Annotated in this window: 11 protein-coding genes; 4 read left to right on the forward strand and 7 right to left on the reverse strand. The window is 51.1% G+C overall.

The window, feature by feature from the left end; genetic code table 11:
• Window positions 1–80: 80 nt before the first annotated feature.
• The 3 genes from ABGI61_RS04055 to ABGI61_RS04065 all read right to left on the reverse strand — a co-directional run bounded on the left by ABGI61_RS04055 (window position 81) and on the right by ABGI61_RS04065 (window position 3,675).
• Window positions 81–1,100, reverse strand: coding sequence for a DUF6081 family protein (locus ABGI61_RS04055; protein WP_347597263.1), 1,020 nt, complete (start codon window positions 1,098–1,100; stop codon window positions 81–83).
• Window positions 1,101–1,495: 395 nt separating this feature from the next.
• Window positions 1,496–2,299: an Ivy family c-type lysozyme inhibitor gene (locus tag ABGI61_RS04060; RefSeq protein ID WP_347597266.1), complete on the reverse strand. Its 804-nt coding sequence runs from the start codon at window positions 2,297–2,299 to the stop codon at window positions 1,496–1,498.
• 149 nt (window positions 2,300–2,448) lie between these two features.
• The gene (locus ABGI61_RS04065; RefSeq protein WP_347597269.1) at window positions 2,449–3,675 is read right to left on the reverse strand and encodes an alpha/beta hydrolase; all 1,227 of its coding nucleotides are present in this window, start codon (window positions 3,673–3,675) and stop codon (window positions 2,449–2,451) included.
• A gap of 141 nt (window positions 3,676–3,816) precedes the next feature.
• Here ABGI61_RS04065 and ABGI61_RS04070 point away from each other — a divergent pair, with 141 nt between their 5' ends.
• The 3 genes from ABGI61_RS04070 to ABGI61_RS04080 all read left to right on the forward strand — a co-directional run bounded on the left by ABGI61_RS04070 (window position 3,817) and on the right by ABGI61_RS04080 (window position 8,608).
• Window positions 3,817–4,866, forward strand: coding sequence for a hypothetical protein (locus ABGI61_RS04070; RefSeq protein ID WP_347597272.1), 1,050 nt, complete (start codon window positions 3,817–3,819; stop codon window positions 4,864–4,866).
• 80 nt (window positions 4,867–4,946) lie between these two features.
• On the forward strand, window positions 4,947–5,192 hold the full coding sequence (locus ABGI61_RS04075) for an EF-hand domain-containing protein (RefSeq protein WP_347597275.1): 246 nt from the start codon (window positions 4,947–4,949) through the stop codon (window positions 5,190–5,192).
• A gap of 185 nt (window positions 5,193–5,377) precedes the next feature.
• Complete coding sequence (locus ABGI61_RS04080; RefSeq protein ID WP_347597278.1) at window positions 5,378–8,608, forward strand: ATP-binding protein; 3,231 nt, start codon at window positions 5,378–5,380, stop codon at window positions 8,606–8,608.
• A 6-nt stretch (window positions 8,609–8,614) separates the two neighbouring features.
• Here the strand turns inward: ABGI61_RS04080 and ABGI61_RS04085 are convergent, their stop codons facing one another.
• Entirely contained in the window at window positions 8,615–9,817 is a 1,203-nt protein-coding gene (locus ABGI61_RS04085) for an anhydro-N-acetylmuramic acid kinase (protein ID WP_347597281.1), read from the reverse strand.
• Between the two features lie 154 nt (window positions 9,818–9,971).
• Here ABGI61_RS04085 and ABGI61_RS04090 point away from each other — a divergent pair, with 154 nt between their 5' ends.
• Window positions 9,972–10,841, forward strand: coding sequence for a MurR/RpiR family transcriptional regulator (locus ABGI61_RS04090; RefSeq protein ID WP_347597284.1), 870 nt, complete (start codon window positions 9,972–9,974; stop codon window positions 10,839–10,841).
• Between the two features lie 187 nt (window positions 10,842–11,028).
• On the opposite strand, the gene ABGI61_RS04095 is transcribed toward ABGI61_RS04090, so the two are convergent.
• From ABGI61_RS04095 to ABGI61_RS04105, 3 genes are all read right to left on the reverse strand, one after another.
• Window positions 11,029–12,300 (reverse strand): ammonium transporter, encoded by a 1,272-nt coding sequence (locus ABGI61_RS04095; RefSeq protein WP_347597287.1) that lies wholly within the window; start codon window positions 12,298–12,300, stop codon window positions 11,029–11,031.
• Window positions 12,301–12,313: 13 nt separating this feature from the next.
• Window positions 12,314–12,652 (reverse strand): P-II family nitrogen regulator, encoded by a 339-nt coding sequence (gene glnK, locus ABGI61_RS04100; protein WP_008217600.1) that lies wholly within the window; start codon window positions 12,650–12,652, stop codon window positions 12,314–12,316.
• A gap of 175 nt (window positions 12,653–12,827) precedes the next feature.
• On the reverse strand, window positions 12,828–13,217 hold the full coding sequence (locus ABGI61_RS04105) for a YacL family protein (RefSeq protein ID WP_347597291.1): 390 nt from the start codon (window positions 13,215–13,217) through the stop codon (window positions 12,828–12,830).
• Between the last annotated feature and the right edge of the window lie 54 nt (window positions 13,218–13,271).

A 13,271-nucleotide genomic window follows, 5' to 3' on the forward strand; every position in this document is an offset into this window, starting at 1 on the left:
GTTAACTGGCGTCGGGTTAAGCATAGAAGATTTTCGCCGCTTTGCCGCAGCCAGTTAACCGCTCTTATGGCTTTAGCTGACTAAGGTAGCGAACCCTGTTTTTGCACCACTTTAAATTTACTCCAGCGCCCCGCGGCGCCCTGGCCGAACAGCCGCTCTGACATGGGAATAGAGACACTGAGCTCTGGCGCTTCTGGATGCTGATACGGATAGGCGTCGAGTAAACTAAACAAACCATGCCCGATAACAAACGAATTTAACCTGTCTTTTAACAGTTCACCCTCGCCCGTGGACGGCGCATAACCGGTGTAGGGTACGCCTTGTTTATCCAATGGTATGCCGACGTTATCTACCCGGGCAAACAGCTCGCCGTTTAGAAAATACTCGACAAAAGATGCATCAGGCCCACGGCTGTAACGAATAGCAACATGTTGCTTTTTACCGGGATTAATATCGACTTCACGGATGATCTGGGTGTAGGCCAGATCTAGTCCAGTGCCCGGACTACCGGTAACCACGGTAGGCAGCCGTTCAATTAACGCAAAGGCTTTATTCTCAGATATAAACCAATCAAACAATTGGCCCGTTTCAAAATTGATCATATTTAACACCACACCGGCCTGCTGGCCCTCTAACACCGTGGCTTGGTAAGGCTGTTCGCAAGGGTCGGCTACGTCTGAATAAGAAAGTGCCGGGCCATAGCAACCCTGAATGACTCTGGCGGGATCCGTACCTGGCGTGTGAGCGACAATTTCAGCAGAAAACTCCAAAGACCCATGCTCAGGCACATTAAATGCCTCGGTGCTGATGGCGATATATTTCAGATGGTCAAACACACTAAAATCTGCCCCCACCTGAAATGGAATGGCGCTCACGCTAACGTCCTGCTTAGATACCACCAGGCTGCCACCGGCAGACAGTGATAAGGGCCCATAAAGATTGGCCCATTTTTGCTGGTACTCTTGTAGATTCTCAGCATCATATTTTAATACATAGTTGCCGCCTGGCTCGGCGAGCACATCCGCGCTATTAAACGTTAAACTGGCAATACAACATACAGCAGCCCAGATTTTACCGGATACAGGTAATACTCGTTTCATGATATTTCCTCTGCGATAGTGTTTAACACACCTTGGTGTTTACAGGCATTGGTGCCTGCCGTGCCGTTGCCCTCTACGTTAATACAATGCGGTTACACCTAAAGACATTATTATTAACATATTGTTTTTAATGTAATTCTTATAAAGAATTACCTTTTGGTTCGGCCAAATTGACACGCAACAAGTACGCCAGAAAATTATTATCAAGCTTATCAATAGCTAGGGAATGTGTAGAAAAGTTAAGCCCGCTAAGGCGTAATTTTTGTAAACTTTACTGACGGCCAGTTTAAGCACTGGCGCTGACATGACAGAAGCGCTAAAGGTGGTTTGACTCTTTAGCGCTGTAACGACAACGCCGATTACAAAACTGTGTAAGGTAATCGCGGTTTACATGTTTAGTCTTTGCCGGATATCGGCGAAGCAGCGTCTTTCACTTGCTGTTTTTGTTGCTGCAGCGTTTGCTGCAATTGCTGCTGTGGCTGCTCGATTAACTGCTGCTTTTGCTGCTCCAGCGCGTGCTGCAATTGCTGCTGCGGCTGCTCAATTAACTGCTGCTTTTGCTGCTCCAGCGCTTGCTGCAATTGCTGCTGCGGCTGCTCGATTAGCTGCTGTTTTTGCTGCTCTAGCGCTTGCTGCAATTGCTGCTGTGGCTGCTCGATTAACTGCTGTTTTTGCTGATCTATAGTTTGCTGCAGCAATTTTTCGGGCTGCCGGGCCATATTGGCATATTCCACTAACTCATCTGGCCAACTGGGTATCAGCGCTTTGGCCTGCTGCTGTGCCGCTTCGGCAAACACTTCCGTTACGCCGCCGCTGCTAAGCAGTACCGCCATTTGGTTGGTGTCGGCATTCCAGACAAAACCGGCTTTTTCCGCCAGCATGGGTATCGGCGTGTAGTTAGAGGCGACATAAAACAACGGGCCTTGTTGTTTGATCTCATCAGCGGTATTTAGCAAGGTGACTGCGGTTTGGTAATGTTCGCCCAACAGTGGCTGCAGCCGGTTTTTGATTAACGGCTGTTCAAATAAATTCACCTCTTTAGGGTCTAGCCCGACTAAGGGTTTTAACATGGCCCACATAAGCTGCCCCTGTGGCGACAGCAATAAGGCTGGTGCAACACAGGCACTGAGTAATAACGCCGCGACTAACAACAAGCTTAGGCGCGCGGCAGCGCACTTGTTTACGACATAAGTGAACATAAATAAGTTTTACCTGAAATGGTGTTGAGATTGGGTGTGGTGTGATCCGGAGCCGGATCGCGCGCACTCTAGCATGCCCAATAAGGCTTGGGCAGAGGGGCTACAACATATATTTAGCGCTTGCAGCTAGCACTTAACTGCTGCCTCGTTTACTTGGCTGTGTTTTGTTCTTCACCTGCCGCTGCGTTGTCGAACACCAGCCCCTGCTGGCGCAAATAACGCAGCGTGACACTGCGCCGAAGCTGATTACCCGCCGAGTTAGCCGCCAGTTGGTTGTACACATGGTTGGCAAACGGAATCGCCACCAACTCGAGTTTAACCCCCGCCAGGCGGGCATAATGCGCAAAGCGCTGTACCGACCAGGCCGGCACTAAACCGTCTTGCTGCGGTGATAACATCAGTGTCGGCGGCGCCTGCGCAGATAAATAGCTATAACTGCTAACCGCCTGCAACCGCTGTTTTAGCTGATAAGGATCACCGCCGATATAACCTGTTACCAGCATTTTCGGTTCAAAACCGCTTACAGGGTAGCCAAATTCATAAATGGCTAAAGGGTCTACCGCCGGATATTGCACCACTACGGCTGTAACCGTAGGCGCGGTGCCACCGCAATGGGCTTGCTCTGCCTGCATTGCGCTGCCGTACGCCAGGTTAAGCGCCAGGTTACCACCGGCCGAATCGCCCAGTATCGCCAGCCGGTTCATATCGCCGCCGTAACGGGCGGCATTGTCTTTTAACCAGCTAAGCGCACAGGCAACGTCTTGCGGCGCTTTTTGCCAGCTGGGGCTGCCGTCGCTAAATAAGCTATAACCGGCACTGACCACCAGATAGCCCTGTTCAGCAAACCAGCGCAGGTCGCTGCTGGTTTCCAGCAAAGAGCCGGTCATAAAGCCGCCGCCGTGGATATACAGCAGCACAGGCGCAGCCGTTGGCGTGTCTGGCGGTAAAAACAGCGCCAGCGGCTTTGATATGCCGTTATAGCCGTCATAACTTAACATCAGATCGGGCTTAGCAGCGCTGATGCTTTTAAGCTGCAGGGCGTGCAGCCAGTTAATGTCACCCCCGGCTGTTAGCGCTGTTTGCTCAAGCTGATAACACACCACAGCGCTGCTTATCGCAGCTGCAAGTGCCGCCGACAGTGACAGTGTCGATAAGCGCGTTTTCAGCTTACGCCGCCAACACCACCCGCTAAACAGGCTGCCGGCCAGGCTAAACAGCAGAAAGTGCGGCGCTAGTGTTGTCCACAGCGCCGAGCCTAACATGCCATGCAGGCTGTCGGTGGGGCTGCGCAGTGCGCCGATAAATAGCAACAGGATGATTAGTATCAGTAGTAATATCAGCAAGTGCACTGCTACGAAGATGTATCGGCGCATCATTAACTTAGCCAGTAGTTTAAACTGTGGTTTAGCTTAGCCGAACATGGCCCTTTTAGAACAACTTTCTTCAAAGTTGTAACAACGCCGTAACAGCGCTAGTATGTGGCCTAACTTCCTCATTTCATTAAGGTGTTAGCGTCGATGGTCGCCACGCTTACTAAAATGTTCAGTAAAACCCTGGCAGTTATGTTTGCCAGCCTGTTGCTATGTTACTTGCTATTGCTGCTGGTTAACATCAGGGACGAACCGCCCTCGGCGGCCGCACAAACCATGCAGCAATTGCAACAGGCAGCAGCAAGCGCCGCAGAGCAAAGCACACAGACGAATGGTTATGCTTACCTGGCACAGCATGGCAGCTCACCCAATTACCGCCTGGCAGAGCCTTTGGCTGCGCTGATGCGCCAATGCCATCAGGGCGATTGTCAACAGCTGCTGGGCGCTGAGCCAGAGTTAACCCGCTGGGTAAATGAACACCAGGAACTGGCAGCGTTTTACCAGCAGATCCGCAGTTTTGACCACTGGTACGAGACAATTCCAACCGATGTCGCTGACCTCTTCCCCTCATGGCAAGCGCTGACGGATGGCCAGCAGCTACTGTTCGCTCAGGCCTGGTTGGCGCTGCAGCAACAAGACATTGCTCAGGCCCGCCAGTTGCTGCAGCAAGACATGCAGTTTTGGCGCGGCTTACTGACAAAACACAACCTACTAATTGGCAAAATGGTCAGCAGCGAAGCGATTAAGCGCCATTTTGAATTCGCTGCGATGCTGCAACAAGAATTGGCTGGCACAGCGCGGGCTGCCCTGACACCCGATAGCTGGCAAATGGCGTTTACCGCGCAGGAGTTGAATCTTCGACAGGTGCTGTCGGGCGAATGGGTGTATGGCAACACCTTAACTGAACAAACGCTGCTGAATGACGATGCTTTAGCCCAAGCCAGCGCGGCTGAAAGGTTCGCCTGGTGGCTGCTTAAACCCCTATATCAGCCGCAGGCTACCAGCAACCAGCGCGCAGCTATGTTGTTAGCTCAGGCCGATAATACACCGACTGCAGACGCACCATGGTACAGCTGGATATATAACCCGGTGGGTAAGCTGTTTAATGTCGCTGGCGAGGCCAGTTATTTGCCCTACCGGCAGCGGCTTGAGCAGTTAGAGCCATTGCGCCTGCAGCTGCTGACAGAGGCAAGGTAGTTGCACAGGCCATGCATAGACAGCGCGCAGCTGGCGCAGTACACTGCCGCTAAACGACAGACAGCAACCAAGGTAGCGCCGTGAACAGACAACCGCTGACAGAACAACAAATTGCCGAGATTAAAGCCGAGTTTGACTTTTTCGACCGCGACGGCAACGGCCGCATAGAATTACCCGAATTTATTGAACTGCTTACCGTACTGGCGCCAAAAACCAAAGCCAGCCATGTGGAAGAAGGCTTTAAGCTGGTGGATACCAACAACAATGGCTATATCGACTTTGCCGAGTTTTTAGACTGGTGGCAGGACTGCTGGTGGGAATATTAACCTGCCAGGCCATATGCTGTATCACCGCGCCGGGCACAAACCCGGCACTGGCGTTAGCCGCCCGTTCCCGTGTTAGTGCATCTGTTACTACGCCTTTAATTTTGTAATTTCACCTGTTGCTTGCTAATTAACCAGCCGCCAAGTAAGTTGTTAGCAGGGTTACCTATGTGTTCAGGACAAGCGCGTTGCTGAGTAAATTCTTCAGGTTAGTGTTGTTGCTTGCTGTGTGGCAATGTCTGGCCCAGGCCGATCCCTTAATACAGCGTTTGGGCAATGAAGACGGCCTGACCAATAACACCCTGTATGATTTGGCACAAGATGAAGCTGGCTACCTCTGGCTGGCGACCACTGAGTCTGGCCTCAAGCGTTACGACGGCTACCGCTTTATCACCTTCTCCGTACTGGAGCCGCAAGAAGCCCTTAGCGGTATTCAGCCAGACGTTGGCAAGTTATTAATTGACAGCAAACAGCGGCTTTGGGTTGGCACCTGGGGCCTGGGTGTTAGCCGGTTAAGCCCGGATCGCAGCGCATTAAGTCGTTTTGTGCTGGGCGGCTTACAGGTGCAAAGTTTACTTGAAACCAGCGACGGCAGTATTTGGGTCGGCTCAACCAATGGTTTGTATCGCATTGCCGCAGGTGACAGTGTCGAGCGCATTGGCGGCCCCGATGCCAATGTCAGTTTTGCGCATCAACGTATTTGGTCGCTGGCGCAGGGCGAAAACGACACTGTCTGGATAGGCACCAGTGAAGGCTTTTATGCCTGGCAACCAACAACAGGTTTGTCGGCACCAACGTTACTTAGCCCAAACACCTTAAGCGGTAGCCGGGACAATGAAATAAGAGCACTGGTCTTTTTTAACGCTAAGCTGTGGCTGGGCACACGTAACGGCTTAGTGTCGTTTGACCCTGATAACGCTAAGCTGAAGCACATTAAGCGTGACGACGGCAAAAACAATAAAGATGAATTTATTATCAACACCTTACAGCCAGATAATAAAGGCAACTTGTTTATTGGCAGCTACGAGGGCTTGCACAGATATAGCGTAAGTTGTGATTGTTTTATCCCATTCACAGAGCAGCAGGCGCTTTTGCCAACCCTTAATATCAGAGCCATATTAACCGACCGCAGTGGCCTGCTCTGGCTGGGTACCCGTTCACATGGTTTGTTTTTTACCCGCTACAGCCAAAATACCTTTTCCCTGCTGCAACATTCTGCTGCAGCGGCATTAAGCAGAAACTTTGCTTTCTCGGTGAGTAATTTACTCTTTACTGAGCGCGATATCTTATCGTTATCTGTTGGCCAGCATTTACATCAGCTCAATTTAACCACCGACAGCGCAACACAGGTCAAACTGGAAAGCACCATTAATAAGCTGGCAAAAGACGATAACAACGCCTTATATATTGCTACCGATCAGGGTGTCTTTGTTCAGCAACCCGCTGAGCAAACACTGAGGCCTTTTACTGCGCCCTTTGCGCTGGCGAATATCAACCGGCCGCTGGTCAGAGATATGCTTATCCAAACCGGGCAGCGCTTCTGGTTTGGACTGTGGGGCAATGGCGTACTGTATTACGACAAAAAGCACAGCGTAGTGCGTCATTTTCTGCCTGAGCTATCCAGCCGTCATTCGGGTGATGCGGTTGAAGCCATGACCCTCATGGCCGATGGCACAGTTTGGGTGGGCACCCGTTACAGTGGCTTGTACCAGCTGGATGCAGAAGCCGGCATAAAAAACCGCTTACAACAAGATTTTGCCACCGCACTACCGTCAGATAAGATCCAATGCTTGGAAAACGACGGCGCCAGCCTATTGCTAATCTGCACAAACCGCGGCTTGGTACTGTGGGATCTGGCCAGCGACAAAAAACATTTCCTAGATGAACGTGACGGCCTGGCCAGTAGCAATATTATCGGCGCTATTGCCGAGCATGGCCGCATTTGGGTCATGACAGGCCAGGGCATCAGTTTAATTAGCCCAGAGATTAACCACATTGTAACCTTTAGCCGGCATGACGGTTTAACAGCACCTGAGGTGAACACCAATGCCAAAGCCATAGATGCTGACGGCAACCTGTATTTTGGTACCCTGCAAGGGGTGTTTAAAGCTGAACCCGGATTAATCTGGACTAACAATACCGCACCCACGCCCAGAATAACGGCAGTCAAAATTAACCATGCGCCAGCATTAGCCCTAGAAAGCTATGCCAACACACCACTGATGCTGAAACCGGATGAAAACACGCTGGAGTTTCACTTTTCAGCAATGGATTACCACGACGTGGACCGCAATAGCTATCGCTACAAGTTAATTGGCCTGGATAGTGACTGGATTTATGCAGGTAACCGCCCTTACACCGTGTATGCCAATCTGGCGCCGGGTGATTATCAACTCCAATTGATGGCAATGAATAACCACGGCTTAATTTCGGCGCAAACAGCCAGTTTTACTTTTGTCATCCAGCCACGCTGGTGGCAATCATGGCTGGTACAAAGCTGCGCGGTTTTAATCGTTATCAGCCTGTTGCTGGCGTTTCATTTTTATCGGATGCGACACATCAGGCAGATCAACCGTTTATTAAATCAGGCGGTCAGTGAAAAATCACAGCACCAGCGCCTGCTGGAAGACACAGTGAATACCCGCACGCAGGAGCTACAGGTAAAAACCGCTGAGCTCGAACACAGCCTGAAAGATTTAGCGGTAAAAAACCAGGAGCTCACCCGGCTGGACAAGCTAAAAGATCAGTTCGTCTCTACCGTAAGCCATGAGCTAAGAACACCTTTAACGGCCATCCGCGGCGCTATTTCGCTGATATCAAAGCAGGCGATACAGCCAGGCTCGACAGCCTACAACAAGATGCTGGATATTGCCGAGCTTAACAGTGAACGTTTAGCACAGCTTATCAGCGACCTGCTGGATCTGCAGAAATTTGACTCTGGCAATTTTCAGCTCAACCCGGTCAGGTTTGATCTTAATGCGCTGACGACAGAGGTTATTGAGGCTATCCAGCCCTATGCCAAACGCTTTGATGTGCAAATACACTGGCAGGATAATCCCGAGCCTTATTGGCTGCAGGCAGACCCGCTTAGGATCCGTCAGGTCATGGATAACTTTTTATCTAACGCTATTAAGTTTTCCTCTGCCGGCCAACAGGTGACGGTGAGCGTGCAACGACAGCAAGATAGGCTGCAGTGGCAGGTTAGCGACAACGGCCGGGGTATTTCGCCGGCGTTTGCCAAATCGATTTTCTCCAGCTTTTCGCAGGAAGACGCCTCAAATGCCCGTAACAGGGAGGGTACCGGTTTAGGCCTGGCCATCAGTAAGAAAATCATCGATAGCCACCAGGGTGAAATTGGCTTTAACAGCACGCTGGGCCAGGGCAGTACCTTTTGGTTTCGCCTGCCAGCCGCAGAATAACCACGGCTAGTCTGCGAAACTGATTTTACCCATGGTCACGCCCGGGATCCCCTCGCGGGCATTACTGAATTTCTGCTTGCCGCCGGCCACACATTCATTAGCTAAAACAGCAAACAGCACGGCTTCTTTCGCGTCGGGGTTTATCGCTAAATCGGCGGTGGTTTTAATACTTACCTCTGGCAAGGCCTGCTGAATATGGCTCATCAGCAGCGGGTTATGCATACCGCCGCCGCTGGCGTAAATCACAAATTTATCCAGGACTTTGGTGGTTTGTTCAATAGCGCGAATAATCATCTGTGCACTAAAGCGGTTAAGCGTTGCCATAACATCAGCATGGCTTAGCTTGCTGGTGCCAGATAATTGCTGCGCCTGCGCCAAATAGGCTAGGTTAAATACCTCAGGCCCGGTGGTTTTGGGGAAGCTAAGCTGAAAAAACGCATCCTGCGCCAGCGCCTCAAGCAGTGGCTTACTTACCACACCGGCTTTGGCAATACGGGCATCATTATCATAATGCTGGCCAGCAAAATGGCGCTGAACATAAGCATCCATCAGCGTATTGCCCGGGCCAATGTCGGTGCTAAACACGGCTTGCGCATCAAGTGTTTTTGGCAACCAGGTAAAGTTAGCGATACCGCCGATATTGAGCATAATGCGGTTTTCGTATTGACTACTAAACAGCAAATAATCACCGTATACCGCCAGCGGTGCGCCCTCGCCGCCGGCAGCGATATGCTTTTGGCGAAAATCACTTATGGTCATAATACCGGTGGCCACAGCTAAATGATCGCCATCGCCAAGCTGCAGGGTGGCATTACCATTATCGGCTAACTGATGCTGCCGCTTCGGGCAGTGAAATACCGTCTGACCATGGCTGGCAATCAGGTCAATGTCGGCAGCGCTTAGCTGCCAGGCCGCCAGGCATTGATTAATCATGCGGCCATGCTCCAGCGCTATCCAGGGATTAAGCAAGGTTAGCGCCTGCAAGTCTACCTCACGTTTGGCAAACACCGCCTTTACCCGCTGTTTATAGCTATCGTCGTACGCTACGGTGGCAAAGCGCAGCAACTCTACCTGCGTCTGCAGGCCATCACCACTAAGGCGGCACAGCGCCACGTCTAAGCCATCTAACGAGGTGCCACTCATTAAGCCGATAATCATCCGACTGGATTTGCAGGCAATGTCATGTAACTGCTGAATATGCGCGTGCATAAGCTGTCCTAACAGGGTGCGCAACAGGCCTGAATGCGCCTGGCACAGCATGAATAATTTATGTGTATAATACGGCAAGATTATCAATTAATTCGCCGCTTTGCTGATTTTTCTGACAGAATCAGCAGCCTAACGCTGATAACAGGATTACGCTATGTCTGTACTGGATAAAATAACCGCCCTGCGCGATAAGTTTCCGCGCGCTGAGCAGCAACTGGCCAGCTATGTGCTGGCCAATCCGGATCAGATACGTGATATGTCCTCACAAATGCTGGCTCATGCAGTAGGTATCAGCCAGGCCAGTGTGGTGCGCTTTACGCAAAAATTAGGCTATAAAGGCTATCCGGATTTTAAATTTGCTATCAGCGACAGCCTGCATCATCAGGCACCCGCCATCAGCAGTGACAAATTACACGGTGAAATATCATTAGACGATACCTTTAGCACCATGAGCCAGAAACTGCTGGCCAGCAAAATTAATGTGCTGCAAAAAACCCATGCCATCAATAGCCAGGGCAGTTTTGAGCAGGCCGCCTCGCTGTTGCGCAATGCCAAGCGGGTATTGCTGTGCGGTAAAGGCGGCTCTGCTCTGGTGGCCAAAGACTTCTCCTATAAGCTGCAGAAACTCGGCATGGCGGCGCTTGCTGAAACCGACACCCATGTGCAGCTGGCCAATATTGCCAATTACGCTGCAGACGACGTACTGGTGGTGATCAGTGAGTCGGGCGAGACCGCCGACAGCGTAAAAATCACCGAGCAGGCTGCCGCCAATGGTGTGGGTATTATTAGTGTTACCGCGTATGGTGCCAACAGCATAGCGCGCCTTGCCAGCCTAAATTTGTATACGGTAGCAGAGGAAAGCTCAGCCCGTTTATCATCTATTCTGGCGCGTAATGCCCAGGAGCTGGTGATCGACACTCTGTTTATTCTGCTAACGCAAACCTGCCCGCAAGGCCGCAAAAAACTGGCAGCCTCTAACCAGGCGGTAGACACTTTTTTAGCCCGCAAACGGCTGGCAAGATAATCACTACAAGGCTAAAAGACGCCAATAAAAAACCCCGCGCCAATTGGCACGGGGCGTCAGACAAAAAGACAAAGGACAAGGATAGACGTAGTTTAGTGGATTTACGTTTAGCTCATGGCGTTGGCACTTTGCAGTGCCGCTGCCTGAGCAGGCTCCCGGGAGGTGCCACTAACACCTTCCAGGCTGCTTACTTTACCGACGCGACAAACTCAGGATAGGCTTCAATACCACATTCTGAGGCGTCAACGCCTTCATACTCGGCTTCTTCGCTAACACGAATACCCATGGTTAACTTCAGCACATACCACACCACTAGGCTGGCAATAAATACCCAGGCGAAGATAGCGCCAGCACCAATTAACTGCCCAGTGAAGGTAGCACCGTCTTTGCTCAGTGGCACAATCAGCAAACCAAACAGACCGACCACACCGTGCACCGAAATCGCACCTACCGGATCGTCAATCTTCAGTTTGTCCAGGCCAATAATTGAGGCCACGACAATCACACCACCGATGGCGCCAAACAAGGTAGCTTGCAGCGCGCTTGGTGTTGAAGGTTCAGCCGTAATCGCCACCAGGCCGGCTAATGCACCGTTTAACGCCATGGTTAAGTCGGCTTTACGGAATAAAATTACCGATAAGACCAGTGCGGCTACGGCACCCGCGGCCGCCGCGGCATTGGTGTTTAGGAACACTACAGCAACTGCATTAGCGTTACTGATATCACCCAGCTTTAATACCGAACCGCCGTTAAAGCCAAACCAGCCCATCCACAGCACTAAGGTACCCAAAGTAGCCAGCGGCATATTGGCGCCAGGAATTGCATTTACTTTCCCGTCTTTGCTGTACTTGCCTTTACGCGCACCCAGCAGCAAGACACCAGCTAACGCGGCTGCCGCACCGGCCATGTGTACTATGCCTGAGCCGGCAAAATCAGAGAAACCGAACTGATCATCCAGGTTTACACCAAACATACCCTCAGCGCCCCAGGTCCATGAGCCGTGCACCGGGTAAATAAAGCCGGTCATTACCACAGCAAAGGCTAAAAAGGCCCATAGCTTCATACGCTCGGCCACGGCGCCCGACACGATAGACATGGCGGTAGCCACAAACACCACCTGAAAGAAGAAATCAGAGGCTGATGAGTACACGGCACCGCCGGTGAAACCATCTTCACGCTCGGCAAAGCTGGTCAGGGTGGCGTCAACATCGACAGCATTAATACCGCTTAAGAAAAACTCGCCGCCGTACATAAAGGCGTATCCGCACACCAGGTACATAATGCAGGCGATAGAATATAAGGCCACGTTCTTGGTTAAGATTTCAGTGGTGTTTTTCGCCCGTACCAGGCCGGCTTCTAACATGGAGAAACCCGCGGCCATCCACATCACTAGCACACCGCAGATCAGAAAGTAGAAGGTGTCCATCGCATACTGTAAGTGATAAATTTGCTCTTGCATGATAACGGCTCCCTTAGATGGCTTCTGCGTCGGACTCGCCGGTACGGATACGCACCGCCTGTTCCAGGTCATAGACAAAAATCTTACCGTCGCCAATGCGGCCGGTATGCGCTGCTTTTTGAATGGCTTCAATTAAGCGGTCGACCTGATCGTCCAGCGTGGCGATCTCCAGTTTTACCTTGGGCAGAAAATCCACCTGATATTCCGCGCCGCGATATAACTCGGTGTGACCTTTTTGCCGGCCAAAGCCTTTTACTTCTGTTACCGTTAAACCTTCTACCCCAATGTCAGCAATAGCTTCGCGAACATCGTCCAGTTTAAACGGCTTGATGATGGCACATACAAGCTTCATAGTGAGTTCCCTTTAGTGGTCGTCTTTGCGATTCGCTATTTACTAAGGAAGCCTTGTGCCAACTTTTTAAAGTTATTATTTATCAATGCATTAAACATAATTTCGATTTGGTGACGAAAAAAAACGCACCATTTAGGTGCGTTTTTTCCCTGTGTAAGTGCATGGCTTGCCGTGTTTAACCCGCAAGAAACTGCTGCCATTCGCGTAGCAGTTTGAGTAAATCCTCCAAGCCGCACTGGGCTTGCATACCCTGCTCGTCTAACTGCAAGTCATCATCGGCCAGCTTATCTTGCTGCCGCTCGGGCAATGGCTGCTCTACTACATAAAACAGCGTATTGTGGCTTAAGGTGACTTCGCCGTTGTCCACTTCCAGTAAAAACTCCTTGCCCTGATATTGCATGCTCTGGTGCGATTTAAGCGCAGTTAATTTATCGATCAGCGGCGTATACGCCTGCGCATCCTGACCGAATTCGTCCAGTAAAAACCGGCCCAGCACTTCATGCTCAGCGGCAAGCCGGATGCTGAATTGCAGGGTGTTGCGGTCATAAACAAAATCGTATTCCACGCTAGTGCTCCGTTAGCGTTATATAACTGAAAGTGTAGCTGCTGCATCTGGATT

The sequence above is a fragment of the Rheinheimera fenheensis genome (assembly GCF_039871805.1).
GTDB lineage: Bacteria > Pseudomonadota > Gammaproteobacteria > Enterobacterales > Alteromonadaceae > Alishewanella > Alishewanella fenheensis.

What these genes read in the sequence shown, in the direction of transcription:
- ABGI61_RS04060 (WP_347597266.1), bottom strand. Translation starts at nt 2,299, where the DNA reads ATGTTCACTTATGTCGTAAACAAGTGCGCTGCCGCGCGCCTAAGCTTG.
- ABGI61_RS04090 (WP_347597284.1), top strand. Translation starts at nt 9,972, where the DNA reads ATGTCTGTACTGGATAAAATAACCGCCCTGCGCGATAAGTTTCCGCGC.
- ABGI61_RS04095 (WP_347597287.1), bottom strand. Translation starts at nt 12,300, where the DNA reads ATGCAAGAGCAAATTTATCACTTACAGTATGCGATGGACACCTTCTAC.
- ABGI61_RS04055 (WP_347597263.1), bottom strand. Translation starts at nt 1,100, where the DNA reads ATGAAACGAGTATTACCTGTATCCGGTAAAATCTGGGCTGCTGTATGT.
- ABGI61_RS04085 (WP_347597281.1), bottom strand. Translation starts at nt 9,817, where the DNA reads ATGCACGCGCATATTCAGCAGTTACATGACATTGCCTGCAAATCCAGT.
- ABGI61_RS04070 (WP_347597272.1), top strand. Translation starts at nt 3,817, where the DNA reads ATGGTCGCCACGCTTACTAAAATGTTCAGTAAAACCCTGGCAGTTATG.
- glnK (WP_008217600.1), bottom strand. Translation starts at nt 12,652, where the DNA reads ATGAAGCTTGTATGTGCCATCATCAAGCCGTTTAAACTGGACGATGTT.
- ABGI61_RS04065 (WP_347597269.1), bottom strand. Translation starts at nt 3,675, where the DNA reads ATGATGCGCCGATACATCTTCGTAGCAGTGCACTTGCTGATATTACTA.